This is a genomic window from Paraburkholderia elongata, assembly GCF_013177735.1.
Taxonomy (GTDB): Bacteria; Pseudomonadota; Gammaproteobacteria; order Burkholderiales; family Burkholderiaceae; genus Paraburkholderia; species Paraburkholderia elongata.
Map to the genome: position 1 here is coordinate 1 of NZ_WOEZ01000086.1, position 19,128 is coordinate 19,128.

A 19,128-nucleotide genomic window follows, 5' to 3' on the forward strand; every position below is an offset into this window, starting at 1 on the left:
CCGTCGACGAGCGAGCCGGTTTCGAGCGAATGCACGTAGCCGAACGTGCCGATCCCGTCCGCGAACCCTTCGGTTTCCGGAGCGTCGGGCGAACGGATGGCGCCGAACTCGTGGCGGCTGCCCGACAACTCCGGGCTGTGAGTATCCGGCGTAGCGTCGTGAGGTTGCATCAGACCGCTCCGTGGAAAGTGCGGTGGATGACGTCGAGCTGCTGCTCCCGCGTGAGACGAATGAAGTTCACCGCATAGCCGGAGACGCGAATCGTCAACTGCGGGTACTTGTCCGGATGGTCCATCGCGTCAAGCAGCGTTTCCTTGTTCACGACGTTCAGGTTCATGTGATAGCCGCCCTGGCCGAAATACGCATCGAACACGTCGATCGCGCGATCGAGTCCTTCCTCAACGGCCAGACGCGTCACGGTCGGCACGACGGACACCGTATAGCTGATGCCGTCCTGCGCGTGCACGTAGGGCAGCTTCGCCACCGACAGGCACGATGCGAGCCAGCCGATCTGATCGCGGCCGTGCATCGGGTTCGCGCCCGGCGCGAACGGCACGCCGGCACGCCGCCCGTCCGGTGTATTGCCGGTGGCCTTGCCGTACACCACGTTCGACGTGATGGTCAACACCGACTGTGTAGGCATTGCCCCGCGATAGCACGGGTGCTTGCGCAGCTTTGTCATGAAGCGTTCGACCAGGTCGGCGGCGATCGAGTCGACGCGCTCGTCGTCGTTTCCGAACGTCGGGAACGTCCCCTCGATCCGATAGTCCTCGACGATCCCGTTGGCGCCGCGGATCGCGGTGACCTTCGCGTGCTTGATCGCGGACAGGCTGTCGGCGACCACCGAGAGCCCGGCGACGCCGAAGGCCATCGTGCGCAAGATGTCCCGGTCGTGCAGCGCCATCTCCAGCCGCTCGTAGAAATACTTGTCGTGCATGTAGTGAATGCAGTTCATCGCGTGCACATAGGTGCGCGCGAGCCATTCCATCATCGCGTCGAACCTGGCCATCACGTCGTCATAGACGAGCACGTCGCCGGTGACGGCCGGAGCCGGGGGCGCCACCTGCACGCCGCTGATCTCGTCGCGGCCGCCATTGATCGCGTAGAGCAGGCATTTCGCGAGGTTGGCCCGCGCGCCGAAGAACTGCATCTGCTTGCCGATGCGCATCGCCGATACGCAGCAGGCGATCCCGTAGTCATCGCCGTGGAAGGGACGCATCAGATCGTCGTTCTCGTACTGCAACGCCGACGTTTCGCGCGAGATCGCCAGGCAGAAGCGTTTGAACGGCCGCGGCAGATGCTTCGACCACAGCACAGTCAAGTTGGGCTCGGGGGCCGGCCCCAGGTTGCGCAGCGTTTGCAGCATGCGGAAGCTGGTGCGGGTGACCAGCGTGCGGCCGTTCAGGTCCATGCCGCCGATCGATTCGGTCGCCCAATAAGGGTCTCCCGAGAAGAGGCTGTCGTACTCCGGCGTGCGCAGGAAGCGGACGATGCGCAGCTTCTGGACGAACTGGTCGATCAACTCCTGTGCGCCGGCCTCGTCGAGCGTCCCGTCCGCGAGGTCGCGTTCGATGTAGATATCGAGGAACGTCGAAATCCGGCCGATCGACATCGCCGCACCGTTGGCCTCCTTGACTGCGCCGAGATAGGCGAAGTAGGTCCATTGCACGGCCTCTGTCGCCGTTTGTGCGGGTTGCGCAAGATCGAAGCCGTACGCCTCTCCCATCTTGACGAGGTCGTGCAGCGCGCGGGTCTGCTCCGCGAGCTCCTCGCGCAGGCGGATGACTTCATCCGTCGGCCACTCGTCGTCGATTTGCGCGCGCTCGGCGGCCTTCTCTTCGAGCAGGCGATTGACGCCGTACAGCGCCACGCGCCGATAGTCGCCGATAATCCGGCCGCGTCCGTACGCATCCGGCAAGCCCGTGATGATGTGCGACTTCCGGCAGGCAAGGATCTCAGGCGTGTACACGTCGAACACGCCGTCGTTGTGCGTTTTGCGATATTTCGTGAAGATCTCGGCGACCTTCGGGTCGACCTTCATCCCGACGGAACTCAGGCCGTTCTCGACCATGCGAATCCCGCCCCACGGCATGATGGATCGCCTGAACGGTTTATCGGTCTGCAGGCCGACAATCACCTCGTTGTGCTGGTCGATATAGCCGGGTGCGTGCGATGTCATCGTTGACGGCGTTGCGGGGTCCGCATCGAGCACGCCCTTATGGGCTTCTTCGCGAAAGTATGGCTGCAATACGGCCCAAACGGCTTTCGTTCGGTCGGTCGGACCGGACAGGAAGGCGCAGTCGCCTTCATAGGACCTGACGTTGGCAACGATGAAATCCCTGACGTCGATGCGCTTCATCCACGGGCCAGGCGAGAATCCACGCCACGGGTCGGTCTTTTCGTTCATCTGATGGAAAGTCGAGAGCGTGCTCATTTCGCTGCATCCCTTCGCTATGTTGATCATCGGTCATTCGCCGGTCCTCTGTTTCCCGGCGAACGATATTTCCATCTCTCGGCTTACGGATCCGCGCGAGCATCGAGAATTCTGTGTGAGTTCACTATCGACTCACTGACGTGGAGTCGCAATGGATTACGTCTTGAGTTTTTGTCAGATATCCCTGACAGAGACGACTTACAGATTTTCCGGAAAGGACTGATTGCCGCTGTTGACCGGTGCGCCAATACTGGACGAACGATGCCACTAGCCAGGTGACCATTGTTCTGCTTTCGGCCACATACTTTGGGCCCCGCCCGCACGCCTTTGCATGAGAGGCGCTAACCTGTCGGCAGCTTCGTTTTTCGAACGGTGCCGTCTGCCGTGGTCTCATGTCGTTCGCGGCTTCAACAATCAGCAGGAACCCGGAGGCAGCAGTGAGCGAAAAAGATGCAGCCTTTCCCATAACCGGCATGGTGGAATCCGAACTTCGATCTGAGGGGGACTGGATTGAGGAGCACAACAACCCGGCGAGAATCACGCTCGATCGCATAACAACGTTGACCATATTTGGCGTATGCGGTTGGTCATTGATCGAGACACCTCTGGAAATTGGTGTATCGAACTCGAGCACCGGGATACTCGCGCTTGCTGTGTCGAAGTTTATAGTGATCCTAACCGGTACCAGTGCTATCGCCAGAGTACGCGCCGCACGCGCAATCTTTGCTTTCATTTGCGGGGCAAGTGTGCTGGCCATTGCGACGGCATTGCCGTTCGTATATGCGCGATCCGTTGAAATTTCAGTGATATCGACCGTGGAGTGCGTTCTGAAGACCGTGTGTCTTGGCGCGCTTTGCCTTTCGTCGTTGCAGAAGAAGCCGCGCAAAAGGCATGCGGGGACGGTGCATCCCGGCATGCGGCAAGATCGACCACCGTCCGACGATGTGATTAGAGGAGCATGAAATGCATGGCATGCCTCACAACTGGACCCCGAGTGGCTGCACTCCCAATGGCGAGTCCACTTTTGTGCCGCGTCCGGAGTGCATTGACACACGGTCGACGAAGGACGTGTCAGTCTGCGGTGCGCATCAACCCTATGCGCACAGTTACACGGGTTCGTGAGACTACGTTCTCCACGCTTCCACAGTCGTCTCCTCCACGCGCACGTTCCCCCGGTGGCATGGCCTCTGCCCACATTTTCGGCTGCTCAGCCGGGCTCTGAACAACGCCGAATTCTCACTCGCCGACTACGTCACGCCATTGCTGCTGTTCGGTGCGATATACATATGAAGATAGTGCTTGAAAGCAACTGCAACCGTGTCCCGGATTACATAAATATGTAGTTTCGCAGCCGAGCACAACCTTGTAAGCTTTCCGGGGTCGAGCTTCGCTGAGCGCGTAAAGGCGATGGGATCAGCGGCGCGAACTGGCGCGGCAAAGCCGCTATTGTCGCAAAACTAGGGCGTCAGCTTGTCCGATGCGTGCGCATGGGGGCCGCCACGGCGCCGATCCCCCATCAGGGTGATACCTGGTCATCAGGAATCCATGCAAAATAAAGTTTTGTTCAACCGTTGGGGTGAGCGCGACCGACAGCGACAGACTCCGAGCCCGCAGCTCACCACGGTGGTCGATCACTTCATGTTTGCCCCTGAAGGGGAAAAGCCACGGCCCGCCGCGTTAAGCTATGCAACGCCGACAACGGCGGACGTGAGATCGGGTTCCCTTGCATTGCCGTTTGCGACAAACGTGGAGCAGGAGAAGACATGATTCGCGTATTGATCGCCGATGACCACGCGCTGATGCGTGACGGCCTGCGGCATATCCTCGAGAAGGCAACCGGATTCCAAGTAGTGGGCGAAGCCGCCGACGGCTCCGCGGCGTTGCACCTTGGGAGGAGCACGCCAGCGCAGGTCATGCTGATCGACCTGTCGATGCCCGGACGCAACGGCCTCGAGGTCGTGCGCCAATTGAAGAAAGAAAACGCATCCGTGCGCGCGATCGTGTTGACCATGCATGGCGAGCACCAGTACGCGGAACGCGCGTTCAAGTGCGGCGCGCGGGGCTATCTGACCAAGGAATGCGCAATGACGGATCTGGTCACTGCGATCACCAAAGTCGCGAGCGGCGGCGTTTACCTGAGCCCCGCCATGGCCGAGCGCCTGGCCTGCCACCTGGACCGGGGCGCTTACGTGTTGCCGCACGAACAGCTATCGGATCGTGAATTCGACGTCTTCAGACGGCTTGTCAGTGGCGAGACGGTCTCCGAGATCGCAAACGGGCTGTGCATCAGCTCCAAAACGGTCAGTACTTACAAAATGCGGATTCATCAAAAGATGGAGATGAACAGCGACGTTGCACTCATTCGTTACGCGTTGAAAAACGGTCTGTGCAGCGCCCTGGGTGAAGACGCGTAAGCGTCGCTTTCCGCTGAAACGCAAAGAAATCTTGCCGGGAGGCTGGATGGACCCACGCAAGGAATCAAGTGGCCTCACCAACGATCTCTTCCGCCAGGTGGTGGAGGCGGCGCCCAACGCCATGGTAATGGTGGACCGAGCTGGCCGGATTGTTCTCGTGAACGCGCAGACGGAGAAGCTGTTTGGCTATGGGCGCGACGAACTGATCGCGAAAAGCATTGAAACGCTCGTGCCCGAGCGGTTCCGTTCTGGTCACCCGGGCCACCGGAGTGCGTTCTATAAGGACCCGAAGAGCCGTCCAATGGGAGTTGGCCGCGAGCTTTACGCGCTGCGCAAGGACGGCTCCGAATTTCCAGTCGAAATCGGACTCAACCCCGTTTCGACTGGCGAAGAAACGTTCGTCCTTGCGGCCGTCGTCGATATCACCGAGCGTAGGCGGCTGGAGGAGCGTTTCCGGCAGGTGGTGGAGGCGGCGCCCAACGCCATGGTAATGGTGGACCGCTCTGGCCGAATTGTTCTCGTGAACGCGCAGACCGAGAAGCTGTTTGGCTATGGGCGCGACGAACTGATCGCGAAGAGCATCGAAACGCTCGTGCCCGAGCGCTTCCGTGCTGCTCACCCAGGTTACCGCAGTGCGTTCTATGGGGACCTTAAGAGCCGTCCAATGGGAATTGGCCGCGAGCTTTACGCGCTGCGTAAGGACGGCTCCGAATTTCCAGTCGAAATCGGACTCAATCCGGTTAGAACCTCCGAGGAAGTGTTTGTTCTCAGCGCGATTGTTGATATCACAGAGCGAAAGCGTGCGGAGCAGGAACTGCTTAGAAAGACAGACGAGCTGGCCCGTTCCAATCACGACCTTGAACAGTTTGCCTACGTGGCCTCTCACGATCTACAGGAGCCGCTGCGGGCAGTCGCTGGCTCCTTGCAACTGCTGCAACGCCGATACCAGGGTCAACTGGATCCGCGGGCCGATGAGTTTATTGGGCATGCAGTTGATGGCGCCACCCGCATGCAGGCGCTCATCGAAGACCTGCTCACCTATTCCCGCGTGGGCCGATCAGCAGATACACGGCAGCCGACTGATTGCGGACAAATACTTGATCAGGCGCTAAAGAGTTTGAGCGTCGTGATTGAGGAGACGGGAGCACTGGTTGGCCGCGCTGCATTGCCAACGGTGCTTGCGACTCCCACGGAACTGACGCTGCTGTTTCAGAATCTGGTCGGAAACGCTATCAAGTTTCGACACAAGGACCGTCCTGTCCAGATCGATGTAGGTGCGCAACGTCACGGTGATTCCTGGACGTTCTGGGTTAAGGACAACGGAATCGGGATCGATCCACAATATTTTGAGCGCATCTTTCTAGTTTTCCAGCGCCTCCATACCCGCACGGAATATCCAGGCACGGGAATTGGTCTTGCCCTGTCCAAGCGAATCGTTGAACGGCACGGCGGCCGCATATGGGTCGAGTCCGCTCCGGATAAGGGCACGACGTTCTTTTTTACTCTCTACGCGAAGGTCGACGACGGAATTCCGTCGCGATAACGTCCCAACGGCCACCATGGTTAGCAACGCATCCGACAATATCCTTCATATTCTCCTCGTGGAAGACAGTCCCACTGACGTGATGATGACACGTGAGGCTCTTGAGTACTACAAGGTGCTGAATCCGCTGCATGTGGTCGACGACGGCGTGGAGGCGATGGCATACCTGAGGCGTGAGGGAAAACACTGCGCCGCGCCCCGGCCCGGACTCATCATTCTCGATCTCAATTTACCGCGAAAGAGCGGGCGGGAAGTGCTGGAGGATGTGAAAATAGATCCAGAGCTGATGAACATCCCAGTGGTCGTGCTGACCACCTCCAAATCAGAGGAGGATGTGGCAAGATCATACGGGCTCCATGCCAATTGCTACATTACGAAGCCGGTGGATTTCACCAAATTCGCCGACGTCGTACGAAGCATCAGTGAGTTCTGGTTTGGCATTGTGACGCTGCCGCCCAACGGACCATGAGTACGTCGAAGGAAATCAGGATTCTCCTACTCGAAGATAGCATCAGCGATGCGCTTTTGATTGAAATGGCGCTAGCGGATGTGGTGGAGTTCGAGCATCGGCTGGTTCGGTCCGAGCGCCTGTCTGACGGTTTGGCTCGCACACAATCGATGCGTTTCGATGTCGTGCTTCTGGATCTGGGACTGCCCGACGCCCAGGGCCTCGACACAGTCAGAACATTCATTCGGCTATCGCCGGATGTTCCGGTACTGGTTCTCACGGGTCTGGACGACGCATCGATCGGCTTACTGGCCATACAAGAAGGTGCGCAAGACTACCTTTTAAAAAAAGATATTCATGCGTCGGAGTTGGGTCGCGCAATTCGTTACGCCATCGAACGTCATTGCATCGCGGCGGCTCTTAGAGCGAGTGAGGAGCGATTTCAGCTCGCCGTGACCGGTGCTACCGCGGGGTTATGGGATTGGAATCTGCAGACCGGTGCGATGTATCTTTCGTCCTGTTTCAAGGAAATCATGGGCTATGAGGATAGCGAACTGCCCAATGAAGCGCGAGTGCTTCGGGATGCCATTCATCCGGACGACGCCGATAGGGTATTCACCAGCCTGAAAGCACATCTGGAGCATAAGGGCGCCTACGACGTGGAGTATCGAGTTCGAACCAAGTCGCCCGATTTCAGGTGGGTTCAGTCTCGTGGGCAAGCGCTGTGGGACGATTCCGATCAGCCTTATCGCATGGTGGGCTGGATCATAGATATTACAGATCGGAAACGGGCTAGCGAAGCATTGCGCGAATCGCGCGAAGAACTGCAGCGCCTGTCGGCGAATATTCAGCACGTACGGGAGGAGGAGAAAAATCGTATTGCACGCGAACTGCACGACGATCTTGGGCAGCAGTTGGTGACGCTGAAAGTGGAAGCCGCCAAAATCGAAGACCATCTTATGTCTGCTGAGACGACCGCGCCGGTTGCCACGTTGCGCAAGGTATACTCGCTGATTGACCAGGTCATTGGCTCGGTAAGGCGGATTGCGGCAGGTCTGCGTCCCACGATGCTTGACGACCTGGGCCTGACTCCGGCAGTCGACTGGCTAATCGATGAGTTTTCAGCGAGCCACGACGTACAGGTGGTCCGCCGGATTGATGTCGACAACATTGACTTTAATCACGAGGCCGGCACCGCAGTGTTTCGAATCGTCCAGGAGGCACTGACGAACGTCGCGCGCCATTCGGGTGCGACTTCAGTGACGCTCGAAATCGTGTGCGAGGAGACGAATTGCATAGTACGCGTCGTAGACAACGGCAGCGGTTGCCCTAGTGACGCCCGACCCAACGCGAACGCTTTCGGCCTGCTGGGAATGCGGGAGCGTGCTGCCCGCCTGGGCGGCGCCATTCGGATTCAGACCGCGCCCAATCAAGGCTTCGCATTGACCGTTACGTTGCCGCTCGCAGCCGTCGAAACCAGGGAAGGCGAATGAAGGCCCGTCGAATGTTGGCAGAGGTCGGCCAGTCGTGTCGGATGCGCTGATCCGAAAAGCCCGCCATTCGGGGTAACCGTACTATCCGTGTTTGTGCGCATGGCGCGTTTGGCCACGCCGTTGATGACGGACGGCGGCTCAATATTCACGATGAGCTATGGCGCCAACAAGGTGGTGCCGAACTACAATGTAATGGGTCCGGTGAAGGCGGCGCTCGAAGCATGTGCCCGTTATCTCGCCTATGAACTGGGGCCGAATCGCATCCGTGTGCACGCGATCTCGCCGGGACCGGTCAAGACGCGAGCCGCTTGGGGCCTCAAGGATTTGATCTGCTGCTCAACGAGGGGGCACAGCGCGCGCCACTCGGGGAACTGGTCGACATCATGGATGTCGGGTTCACGTGCGCCTTCCTTGCGACGCCGTTTGCACGGCGCCTGTCGGGCGAAACGCTGTATATCGACGGCGGCGTGCACATCATGGCTTAAGGCGGATTTTTGAGGAAGAAGGGACCCTATCATGGCCGAACTCTGGTTGGGGAATGTGGCAGACGACGCTTCCGATGAAGAGATCAGGGAACTCCTGATCAAGTACGGGTTTCCGTCGTTCGACGATATCCAGCGCGTTCAGGGAGCGGGTTCGCGGCCAGGCGTCCTGCTTACTTTCAACGACACGGATCCACAAGTGTTACGGAGCCTGCTGCCGCGGATCGAAAAGCTGTTCTGGAAAAATCACACGCTCCTCGTGCAGGTCATGATTCAGCACAATGACTGAGCTGACCGTATGCCTGCCAGCTGGTCGCTTCGCTGCCCGCACCGCACGAAGCGAACGCAACGGGCTTGATCCGCATACCTTCGTGTGCGGCAGTTCCACCTCCGGCAGGAGCTTGACAAATGGGCTTGCTTGACTGGTTTCTGCATCGTGACCGAGGGCAGGTCCCCGTTGACGAAAGAGCGCGGATCAACGAAACGCTTGAACGCATTCTGCGGATCGTTCCGCGGCTGCGGAATGCGCGGCGTTATCGGGAGCGTCTCGCGCCGGCGATTGCGGCATCGCTACGGTACGTGGACGATCTGGTGGCTTCCTTGCCGGCCTGTCACGAAGCCAATGCCAATGCTTGGTCCTCGGATTCGCACGTTCGGGCTTTTTTTGCCACACCAAATGACCTGATAACAGCGTTCAGCGTCTCCGAAGAATTGCGCGCGTACTTCGACCGGAATTCCGACCTGCCGGAAGCCTACGCGGCACTCGGGATGGCGATGACTGAGCGCCACGTACTTGGCGTTGCTCTCGAGGGCGACACGACCCGCTATGACGTTGAACAAACCACGCTCTGTTTCGGCGACTATAGCGTCAGAATCTGCGGTCGAACGGAGTCCGACCTTCACGAGGAAATCGGACGCAGGATGGTTGATCAACTGGCACTAGAGGGGTTGGGGAAACTGGCTGTAGATCGTCGTGAGCTGCTGGCGCAGGGGAGGGAACTGCTTCAGGTGCGCCTTGTGCTACTCGAGCATCAAGGCGCTGGCATGCGTTCGGTGGTCGGTGGTGGTCTCGAAGCCAGCTCAGAGGAATTGGCCCGGGTGCGGACACGGATTGAGGAAAACGCCCGCCACCTCGCCGATCTCAGAGCTCCGACCGTAGTCATCGAACACGAACTCGAGCGTGTATGTGAAGTATTGTCGGCCCCCTCATCGCATATCTACATCACGAAAAAGCGCTTCCGGCTTGACCTGATGAATGTGGTTCGGGACGGTAGTGCGCAAGCCAGCCGGGAAATCGACTGTCATGTCGCCCGCATTCCAGGCGATCCCCCCGGATGCGCGCATTTGCACTTGTGCGTTTTCCTCGGGTGGAGCTGCTGCCAGCCGGGTTGCATATCGATGAGGCAATGGGCGGGTTGTAAGTCGCCGACGCAAATCCGGAATGCTTTCAACAGCTTCCGACACCACTGGCCTCCACGAAAACGCGTCTCACTGCGCTCCCGCGTCCGACTCTCTACCCGGATCGTCCGCACTGATAGCATTCGCGCGCGATCGCCAGCGCACCGATCCGGCTGAGCTGCTTCAGCACTCCGTCAACGAGCGGGTTGAGCAGGCGGGGGAGGTTGCGCACGCGATCGACATCCTCCGGTCGCTACCGTTGCCTGGCTTGCGTTGCACGAGGCGCGGACCACGCAGCGCGTTGCATTGGACCAAACTCCCATTGCAGACATCGGGCAAAAGCACATAATTCAGTCCAGTCGAACGTGCCTTGGGAAATTCAATAACCAATACTCGAGGAGCGATGTGGATCTACCGTATCGATGAGCCCAGGCTTGGCGTGATACGCATACGCGAATGGCGACGCCGTGCGCGCCACGCGATCGTCCTTTTGCTGCTCGTATTGGGGGCTGCGACGACGGGCCTCGTGCTGCTAGATCGCTCGAACGTCCCGCCCGGCACCAAGGTATTCAATGCCGTGTGGAACGGGGTCAACCTCGTCACCACGCTCGGCGCTTTCTCGGAGTTCAACGAAGGTCAGAAACGGTTCATGCTGCTGGCGATGGTCATCACGATGGTGGTCGGTGGGTACGCGGTAGCAACGCTCACAGGCATCCTGTCGGGCGACGACGTGATCGCTTACCGGGAGAACAGAGTCATGGAACGCAAACTGGAGAAGCTCGCCGACCACGTCGTCGTTGCGGGCTTCAGCCCGGTCGGCGAGCTGGTCGCCGATCGCCTGCGGGAGGCCGGTGAGACGGTGCTCGTGCTGGTCTCGGAAGAAAAGTTGGCCAGGAAGGCTGCCGAGCGTGGGCATATGGTCCTGTTCGGCGAACCCAACGTCTTCGACGACGTGCTCAAACGCGCGCGACTCGATAGCGCCCGAGCGCTCGTGGTGGCGCCCGCCGACGCCAACAACAATCTGGCGGTCACAGTCTTGGCGCATGTGCTCAACCCCAAGCTCAGGATCGCCGTGCCTGGCGAAAACAGCACGCGGCAAGCCCTGCTCGAAAGCGCTGGCGCAACGGACGTCGTGATAGCGGATGAGCTGGTGGCGAACGCGCTGGTCGAGCATATCAACATTCACCGCCAGGCAACGACATGAAGCCGACCGCACCGGCGGAGGCAGGTTCGCCGCACATGCCTTTCCTGCGCGGGCTTCTGCCGATCGACCGTGCTGCATTGCCGCATGACGTTGTCGCAGGCATTACGCTGGCCGCGCTTGGTATCCCCGAGGTGATCGGGTATACGAAGATCGCAGGCACGCCTGCCGTTACCGGCCTCTACACGATCCTGCTGCCACTCGTGGCATTCGCGGTGCTCGGCGGCTCGCGCCATCTGGTGGTCGCCGCGGATTCGGCGACCGCCGCGATTCTTGCCGGGACCCTGGTGACGATCGCCGCGTTAGGCAGCCCCGAGTATGTGAACCTGACCAGCATGGTGGCACTCACCGTGGCCGGCATGCTCGTGCTTGCGCGGGTCTTTCGCCTTGGCTTTCTTGCCGACTTTCTGTCGCGTAGTGCGCTCATCGGCTTTCTGACGGGCGTCGGCATACAGGTGGCGATCGGCGAGCTCGCAGGGTTGTTCGGTCTGCCGAAAGAGGGGCACGGAGCACTTGGACAGGTCGCGTCGGTGTTGCAGCGGCTGGGCGATGCGCACTACGCGACGCTGGTGCTTTCTGCGATCGTGCTTGCCGTGATCGTAGGGTTCAAGCGCGTTGCTCCGCGAGTCCCCGGTGCCCTCATTGCGGTCATTGGCGCCATCGTTGTCAGTATGGCCTTCGATCTCACACGATATGGGATTGCGATTATCGGCAACGTGCCGAGCGGGCTGCCGTCGTTGTCCCTGCCGGCGATGCACGTCGCGGATATCAACCAGGTACTGGCTACCGCGGCGTCTTGCTTCATTGTCATCCTTGCGCAGAGCGTGGCGACTGCACGCGCGTACGCGAACCGCTACAACGAACGCATCGACGCCAATCTCGATCTGGTCGGCCTCGCGGGCGCAAACGTGACCGCGGCCCTGACTGGCACGTTCGTGGTGAATGGCAGCCCAACCAAGACCGAAATGGTCGACGATGCCGGCGGACGTAGTCAGATCGCGCATCTGACGACGGCGGCAATCGTGCTGCTGGTGCTGCTGTTTCTGACGCGGCCGCTCAGTTTCATGCCGGCTGCGGTGCTTTCGGCGATCGTCTTTCTGATCGGGGTGAAGCTTGTCGACGTGAAAGGCCTGCGCGAACTGTACCGCCTTCAGTGGGACGAATTCGTCGTTGCATTGGTCACGGCGGGCGTGGTCGTGCTCGTCGATGTCAACCACGGCATCATCGTTGCCGTCGTGCTGTCTCTCATCGACCATGCGCGCCACAGCTATCGCCTGCGCACTCGCGTGCTGACGCGCGACACGGCTGGGCTGTGGCAGGCGCATCCGGTAGCGCCGAATCTGTTCGCTGCACCGGGAATCGTCGTTTACAGGTTCGAAGCGGACATCTTTTATGCCAACGCCGGCCGCTTCATGGAAGAGATCCTGACGCTCGTGGAGGGTGAACCTTCGCCGGTGCGCTGGGTCGTGGTCGATGCGTCCGAGGTTCACAACATTGACTATACGGCCGGCAAAATGGTGTACCAGCTGCGCGACGAACTGAACCGGCGCGGTGTCGGGATCGCGACGGTGGCCGTCCCCGAGGGCGTGCAAGCGGAACTCGACTGCTATCGCGATGCCGCCGGGCTGGCCGTGCGGTCGGAGTTTTTCCCGACAGTCGATGCCGCGGTCGATGCGTTGCGCGACGCCACACCGCCGTCGCCCGCGACTGCCAACACATCGGCATGACGCGATCGATGTTGGAAGTGTCCGGGTAAAGGAGGTGCTGTGCCAAGAACCACTGACACAAAGCCTGGCCTGGCGCCTGTGCGCGCTGATCCGACGCGTGCCACGTGCAGCGTCTCGTTGCGGCAACGGCGTGATCTTTTGAGCCCCGTTGATGCGCGCCAGGTCGTCTCGACTTCCTCGTGTGCGGTCAATTTGGTGGCCAAGTAATGCCACGTCTAGCGACGAACCAGTCAAGGACGATCAACCGGTTTAGCAAAAAGCTCGTCGCCCGAAACTGCCCGCCATCAAGCTGCTGGCAAGTCGGCCTTGACTGTAGATTATGGCAGCGATAGAAGATTGCTTGTTTTCCGTCCCGCCACGACGCAAGCATTCTCCACATGATTGGTCCCGCAGAGCAAGTCTTCCTGTCGAACGAATTGCACGACATGAAGCATTCGGGCGAGAGCCTGAACACGGACGGCTCGCGCAGCTACGACTTCGTCCAAGGGCTCCATCTCAAGATGCTCTATCATCGGGCCCGATTGGCAGCGCGCAGCCTTTCAGTGCTGCTTCGCTGCGCACAATAAGGCCTCGCTCCGGAGCGAGTGGAACGCGGTCGCTCACGACTGGCGCAGGAACTAGAATCGACTGACATTCCATGGACCCGATCAAATTCGATTCCGGCGGCAAGAGCCTCGAAAGTCTCCTCGGGACCCCACTTGATGCCGGGACCTTCCTGCGCCTCGCCATTGGCATCGCATCGGCACTGGGCGAAGTCCACCAGGGTGGGCTCGTGCACAAGGACGTCAAGCCCGCCAACATCCTGGTGAATCCCGACAGTGGCGAAGTGCAGCTCACGGGTTTTGGCCTCGCGTCGCGGCTTGCGCGAGAGCGTCAGCGGCCCGAGCCGCCCGAGTCAATAGCCGGTACGCTCGCCTATATGGCGCCCGAGCAGACCGGGCGGATGAATCGTTTGGTCGACTCCCGCAGCGATCTTTACGCGTTCGGCGTGACGCTCTACCAGATGCTCACGAGAAGTCTGCCATTCACCGCGGCGGATCCGATGGGATGGGTACACTGCCACATCGCGAGGCAGGCGGTGCCGCCGCACGAGCGATCGACCGACGTGGCGCCAGCCGTCTCCGCGATCGTGATGAAGCTGCTCGCCAAGACCGCGGACGAGCGGTATCAGACCGCGACGGGCGTCGAAGCGGATTTGCGACGCTGTCTTGCGCAATGGGAAACCGACCGACACATTGATGAATTCGCACTCGGCGAGCACGACACGCCGGACCAGCTCACGATTCCGGAGAAACTGTACGGGCGATCGCAAGAGGTGGAGGCGCTGCTCGACGCCTTCGAGCGCGTTGTCAAAAGCGGGGCGCCGGAGCTGGTGCTGGTCTCCGGGTATTCCGGCATTGGCAAGTCCTCGGTCGTCAACGAGCTGCAACAGGTGCTGGTACCGTCGCGCGGGCTCTTCGCCGCCGGCAAATTCGACCAGTACAAACGCGACATCCCCTATTCGACGCTGGCGCAAGCCTTTCAGAGCCTGATCCCGCCGCTGCTCGGCAAGAGCGAGGCGGAACTTGCGGCCTGGCGCGACGCGCTTCGGGAAGCGCTTGGGCCAAATGCGGGGCTCGTCGTGAATCTCGTTCCCGAAGTGGCGCTCATCGTCGGAGCGCCCCCGCCGGTCCCCGAGTTGCCTCCACAAGAGGCACAACGCCGGTTTCAGCACGTGCTTCGGCGGTTCGTTGGCGTATTCGCCCGGCCGGAGCATCCGCTCGCGCTCTTCCTCGACGATTTGCAATGGCTCGACGTGGCGACGCTCGACCTGATAGAGGACCTGTTGACCCGGTCCCATCCGCAGAACCTCATGCTGATCGGCGCCTATCGCGACAATGAAGTCACTGCCACACATCCGCTGATGCGCAAGCTCGATGCCATCAAGACCGCCGGTGGCAAGGTGGCGGAGATCACGCTCGCGCCGCTTGCCCGGGAGCATCTCGAACAGTTGATCGGCGACGCGCTTCGTTGCAAGCCGGAGCGGGTCGCGTCGCTCGCGCAGCTGGTGCTGGATAAGACCGCCGGCAATCCGTTTTTTGCCATTCAGTTCATTTCTTCGCTCGGCGAAGAGGGGATGCTTACCTTCGATCATGACGCGGCGCGCTGGACCTGGGATGTCGATCGCATCCGCACGAAAGGTCACACCGACAATGTCGTGGACCTCATGGTCGGCAAGCTGAACCGCCTGCCCGTCGAAACGCAGCAAGGCCTGCAGCTGCTTGCGTGTATGGGCCACAGCGCGGAACTCGCGCTGCTGGAGACGGTTTCCCGGCGGCCGGGAGACGAAATCCGCGAGCAGCTTTGGGAGGCGATACGAGCGGGTCTCGTCTCCTGCACGGAACATGCGTGCAGCTTCGTCCACGACCGGGTTCAGGAGGCGGCGTACTCGTTGATCCAGGAAGACGCACGTGCGCAGACCCATCTCCGGATAGGCAGGGTGCTCGCTGCCTGCATCCCGCCGGAAAAGCTGCCGGAGATGATCTTCGAGATCGTCAACCAGCTCAACCGCGGCGCATCCCTCATCACGGCACAGGACGAGCGCGAGAAGCTCGCCGAGCTGAACCTGGTCGCCGGCAAGCGCGCGAAGGCCTCGTCCGCCTACGCCTCTGCGCTGACGTATCTGCGTGCCGGCGCGGCGCTGATGCGGGAGGATGCGTGGGAGCGCCGGCAGGAGCTTGCCTTCGCCCTGGAACTGCATGGGGCCGACTGCGAGCTCTGGATGGGCGCGCTACCGTCCGTGGAGGAGCGTCTGGCGGCGCTTGCAGCGCGCGCTGTCGACACGGTCCAACGAGCGGCCGTCGCAAGCCGGCGTGTGGATCTGTACACGATGCTCGGGGCCAGCGACCGCTCTGTCGCGGTGGGCCTGGAATGCCTCCGGCATGCAGGGATCGATTGGACGGCGCATCCCACCGAGCTGGAAGCGCGTCGCGAGTACGAGCGGATCTGGTCCCAGCTCGGAAGCCGCGCGATCGGAGACCTCATCGACCTGCCGCTGATGCAGGATCCGGAGTCTGTCGCGACGCTCGACGTGCTCACTGCCCTTGGACCGCCGACGTTGTATACCGACGGGAATTTGTACGCGCTCACCAGTTGCAGGGCGGTCAATCTCTGCCTGGAGCGCGGAAACAGCGACGCCGCACCGGCGCATTACGCTTCGGTCGGCCTGATGGCCGGCAACCGCTTCGGCGATTACGATGCAGGTTATCGACTCGCAAAGATGGCCTGCGACCTGACCGAACGCCGCGGATTGAAGCGCTTCGGAGGAAAGACCTATTCGGTCTTCTCGCTCGTTGTCCCGTGGACCCGGCCGGTTAGGGAGTGTATCAACCCTGCGCGTCGTGCCTTTGATATGGCGAACGAGCAGGGCGACCCGACGTATGCTGCCTACGCTTGCTGGAATCTCACTTCTAGTCTTCTCGCCGCAGGCGATCCACTCGAGCAGGTCGAGCGCGAATTCGAGCACGGATTGGAGGTTGCGCTCACGCTGCGGTTCGGATTCGTCGCCGACATGATCTCCGCCCCGCTCGCGCTCGCCCGGACGCTCCGTGGCGAGACCGCAAAATTTGGCGCGCTCGACGATGGCCGGTTCACGGAGCGCTCGTTCGAGGAGGGCCTGACGGGGCACCCGGCTCTGGCCTTGCCGGAATGTTTCTACTGGATCCGGAAGCTGCAGGCGCGTTTCCTCGCCGGCGACCACGCGTCGGCTTTCGACGCTGCGCAAAGGGCCGAAAAGTGCCTCTCGACCTCAGCGTCGCTGTCGGTCTTCGTATTGGAGAGGGCGGAATACCACCTTTATGCCGCGCTCTGTCGGGCCGCCTGCTGCGCGCCCATGGGCCCCGATCCGTATGCAAAGCATCGCGAGGCGCTGTCGGCCCATGGCAAACAACTCAGGGCATGGGCGGAAAACTGCCCCCAGAACTTCGAGGATCGTGCGGTCCTGGTCGAAGCGGAGATCGCACGCATCGAGGACCGCCTGCCCGAGGCAATGGATCTGTACGAGCGAGCCATTCGCTCCGCGCGTTCAAATGGCTTCGTTCAAAACGAGGCGCTGTCCTACGAACTGGCTGCCCGCTGCTACGCGGCGCGAGGCCTTGAGGAGATTGCGCATCTCTACCTGGGAAACGCACGGCGCGCATGGCTGCGGTGGGGAGCCTATGGGAAGGTGCGACAATTCGATCAGCTCTATCCCGCATTGAGGCAGGACGATCGTGCCCCGGGCTCCGCGGGCACGATCGAGGCGCCGCTCGAAGAGCTGGACCTGGCCACTGTGATCAAAGTGTCGCAGGCGGTGTCGGGCGAGCTCGTCCCGGAAAAACTCATCGAATCGCTGTTGCGTACGGCCATCGAGCATGCCGGCGCGGACCGTGGGCTGCTGATCCTGCCTCGTGGCAGCGAATTCCTGATCCAGGCGGAGGCGCAGACTTGCGGCAGCTCCGTTTCGGTCAGCCTGCGCGAGACGCCGGTTTCCGCGGACACGCTTCCCGAATCGGTGGTCCGTTATGCCGCGCGTACCCAGGAGAGTGTGATTCTCGACGATACTTCAGTCCGGAGTCCGCATTCCACCGACGAGTATATCGGTGCGCAACGCGTCCGGTCGGTACTCTGCCTGCCGTTGATGAAGCAGGGTGCGCTGGTTGCACTGCTGTACCTGGAAAACAGGCTTGCTCCAGGCGTTTTTACGCCCGGCAGGATTTCTGTCCTGAAGGTGCTTGCTTCCCAGGCGGCGATTTCGCTCGAAAACAGCCGTCTGTACCGCGACCTCCGGGAACGGGAAGCGCAGATCCGCCGGCTGGTCGACGCCAACATCGTCGGGATCTTGTTTTGGGATCTGGAAGGTCGGATTCTCGAGGCCAATGACGCGTTTCTTCGCATGGTCGGATACCAACGCGAGGATCTCGTCTCAGGCCGCTTGTGGTGGACCGACTTGACGCCTCCCGAATGGCTGGACCGCGATCGAGAACACATCTTGCGCCAGCTCAAGCTGACTGGCAGCGTGCAAGCCTTTGAAAAGGAATATTTGCACAAAGATGGCAGCCGTGTGCCCGTGCTGATCGGGGTGGCGGCGTACGACGAGGGAGGCGAGCTCGGCGTAGCCTTTGCCGTCGATATGACCGAGCGCAAGCGCGCGGACGAGGAGCTGCGGCTCAGCCGCGAGAAGCTTGCGCAGGCGTCGCGGATCGCGACGGTGGCCGAGCTGTCCGCTTCCATCGCCCACGAACTCAACCAGCCGCTCCAGGCCATTGTGGCGCATGGGCGCGCATGCGTGCGATGGCTCGCCGCAACGCCGCCCAGGATCGACGAAGCCAAATACTCGGCCGAACAGGTTGTCCGCGACGCGAATTCCGCGGCAGACGTGGTAAGCCGCATTCGGGCGCTCTTCAGGCACAGGGCTCCTGCAAAAACCGATCTCGACATCAACAAGCTGATCCTTGAAGTCTGCGCTCTGATGTCTGACGAAATCCACGGAAACGTGATCTCGATCGAAACGGAGCTGGCCCACGACGTGCCGATGATCAAAGCCGACGCAGTGCAGATTCAGCAGGTGATGGTCAACCTTATGCGCAACGCCATCGAGGCGTCGGCGGCGACGACGCAACGACCGAAGCCGCTATTGATCCGCTCTCGACGCGAAGGGGACAAGGTGCTGGTCGACGTTCAGGATCATGGCGTAGGGCTGGCAGATTTCGAGAACATATTCGAGCCGTTTGTCACCACAAAGGAAACGGGCATGGGGATGGGACTGGCGATCTGTCAGTCGATCGTCGAAGCGCACGGGGGCCGCATTTGGGTCGTGCGTAATGAGATCCGGGGCGTGACCTCTAGCTTCGGCCTCCCGACTGATATTTCGGATGTGACATGAATCCAGCAATGCCTCCCACGAGTTGCCCATCGGTCGGGTTGCATCGGGATGTGTCCCGCCTGCGTCCGTTCCGAACTCGTAAGCGG

General features: G+C 60.8%; 13 protein-coding genes and 1 pseudogene. 13 read left to right on the forward strand and 1 reads right to left on the reverse strand.

The features are described 5' to 3' along the window. Window positions 1–169: 169 nt before the first annotated feature. The gene (gene pflB, locus GNZ13_RS16275) at window positions 170–2,434 is read right to left on the reverse strand and encodes a formate C-acetyltransferase (protein WP_328807237.1); all 2,265 of its coding nucleotides are present in this window, start codon (window positions 2,432–2,434) and stop codon (window positions 170–172) included. A gap of 437 nt (window positions 2,435–2,871) precedes the next feature. On the opposite strand from pflB, the gene GNZ13_RS16280 reads away from it, so the two are divergent. From GNZ13_RS16280 to GNZ13_RS16340, 13 genes and pseudogenes are all read left to right on the forward strand, one after another. After that, window positions 2,872–3,396, forward strand: a complete 525-nt coding sequence (locus GNZ13_RS16280; protein WP_172166143.1) for a hypothetical protein — start codon at window positions 2,872–2,874, stop codon at window positions 3,394–3,396. Window positions 3,397–3,979: 583 nt separating this feature from the next. Then, a complete protein-coding gene (locus GNZ13_RS16285; RefSeq protein WP_172166146.1) occupies window positions 3,980–4,201 on the forward strand; it encodes a hypothetical protein in 222 nt (73 codons plus the stop codon). Next, window positions 4,198–4,848, forward strand: coding sequence for a response regulator (locus tag GNZ13_RS16290; RefSeq protein WP_172166149.1), 651 nt, complete (start codon window positions 4,198–4,200; stop codon window positions 4,846–4,848). The genes GNZ13_RS16285 and GNZ13_RS16290 overlap by 4 nt, the downstream gene beginning before the upstream one ends. Window positions 4,849–4,894: 46 nt before the next feature. Continuing rightward, complete coding sequence (locus GNZ13_RS16295; protein ID WP_172166152.1) at window positions 4,895–6,391, forward strand: sensor histidine kinase; 1,497 nt, start codon at window positions 4,895–4,897, stop codon at window positions 6,389–6,391. 16 nt (window positions 6,392–6,407) lie between these two features. Beyond that, a complete protein-coding gene (locus GNZ13_RS16300; RefSeq protein WP_172166154.1) occupies window positions 6,408–6,860 on the forward strand; it encodes a response regulator in 453 nt (150 codons plus the stop codon). Then, window positions 6,857–8,332 (forward strand): hybrid sensor histidine kinase/response regulator, encoded by a 1,476-nt coding sequence (locus GNZ13_RS16305; RefSeq protein ID WP_172166156.1) that lies wholly within the window; start codon window positions 6,857–6,859, stop codon window positions 8,330–8,332. Before GNZ13_RS16300 ends, GNZ13_RS16305 begins: the two co-directional genes overlap by 4 nt. Window positions 8,333–8,422: 90 nt before the next feature. Continuing rightward, a pseudogene (locus GNZ13_RS16310) lies at window positions 8,423–8,817 on the forward strand (SDR family oxidoreductase); the annotation flags it as partial. A gap of 31 nt (window positions 8,818–8,848) precedes the next feature. After that, the gene (locus tag GNZ13_RS16315) at window positions 8,849–9,103 is read left to right on the forward strand and encodes an RNA-binding protein (RefSeq protein ID WP_172166158.1); all 255 of its coding nucleotides are present in this window, start codon (window positions 8,849–8,851) and stop codon (window positions 9,101–9,103) included. Between the two features lie 119 nt (window positions 9,104–9,222). Next, complete coding sequence (locus tag GNZ13_RS16320; RefSeq protein WP_236002025.1) at window positions 9,223–10,389, forward strand: hypothetical protein; 1,167 nt, start codon at window positions 9,223–9,225, stop codon at window positions 10,387–10,389. 226 nt (window positions 10,390–10,615) lie between these two features. Further along, window positions 10,616–11,416: a potassium channel family protein gene (locus tag GNZ13_RS16325; protein WP_172166160.1), complete on the forward strand. Its 801-nt coding sequence runs from the start codon at window positions 10,616–10,618 to the stop codon at window positions 11,414–11,416. Next, a complete protein-coding gene (locus tag GNZ13_RS16330) occupies window positions 11,413–13,140 on the forward strand; it encodes a SulP family inorganic anion transporter (RefSeq protein ID WP_236002026.1) in 1,728 nt (575 codons plus the stop codon). The genes GNZ13_RS16325 and GNZ13_RS16330 overlap by 4 nt, the downstream gene beginning before the upstream one ends. A 377-nt stretch (window positions 13,141–13,517) precedes the next feature. After that, window positions 13,518–13,706, forward strand: a complete 189-nt coding sequence (locus GNZ13_RS16335; RefSeq protein ID WP_172166162.1) for a hypothetical protein — start codon at window positions 13,518–13,520, stop codon at window positions 13,704–13,706. Window positions 13,707–13,777: 71 nt separating this feature from the next. After that, a complete protein-coding gene (locus GNZ13_RS16340; protein ID WP_172166164.1) occupies window positions 13,778–19,042 on the forward strand; it encodes a trifunctional serine/threonine-protein kinase/ATP-binding protein/sensor histidine kinase in 5,265 nt (1,754 codons plus the stop codon). Window positions 19,043–19,128: the final 86 nt, after the last annotated feature.

Coding starts and splice junctions, on each gene's coding strand:
- GNZ13_RS16305 (WP_172166156.1), top strand. CDS start 6,857: ATGAGTACGTCGAAGGAAATCAGGATTCTCCTACTCGAAGATAGCATC.
- GNZ13_RS16290 (WP_172166149.1), top strand. CDS start 4,198: ATGATTCGCGTATTGATCGCCGATGACCACGCGCTGATGCGTGACGGC.
- pflB (WP_328807237.1), bottom strand. CDS start 2,434: ATGAGCACGCTCTCGACTTTCCATCAGATGAACGAAAAGACCGACCCG.
- GNZ13_RS16330 (WP_236002026.1), top strand. CDS start 11,413: ATGAAGCCGACCGCACCGGCGGAGGCAGGTTCGCCGCACATGCCTTTC.
- GNZ13_RS16325 (WP_172166160.1), top strand. CDS start 10,616: ATGTGGATCTACCGTATCGATGAGCCCAGGCTTGGCGTGATACGCATA.
- GNZ13_RS16300 (WP_172166154.1), top strand. CDS start 6,408: ATGGTTAGCAACGCATCCGACAATATCCTTCATATTCTCCTCGTGGAA.
- GNZ13_RS16295 (WP_172166152.1), top strand. CDS start 4,895: ATGGACCCACGCAAGGAATCAAGTGGCCTCACCAACGATCTCTTCCGC.
- GNZ13_RS16315 (WP_172166158.1), top strand. CDS start 8,849: ATGGCCGAACTCTGGTTGGGGAATGTGGCAGACGACGCTTCCGATGAA.
- GNZ13_RS16285 (WP_172166146.1), top strand. CDS start 3,980: ATGCAAAATAAAGTTTTGTTCAACCGTTGGGGTGAGCGCGACCGACAG.
- GNZ13_RS16335 (WP_172166162.1), top strand. CDS start 13,518: ATGATTGGTCCCGCAGAGCAAGTCTTCCTGTCGAACGAATTGCACGAC.
- GNZ13_RS16340 (WP_172166164.1), top strand. CDS start 13,778: ATGGACCCGATCAAATTCGATTCCGGCGGCAAGAGCCTCGAAAGTCTC.
- GNZ13_RS16320 (WP_236002025.1), top strand. CDS start 9,223: ATGGGCTTGCTTGACTGGTTTCTGCATCGTGACCGAGGGCAGGTCCCC.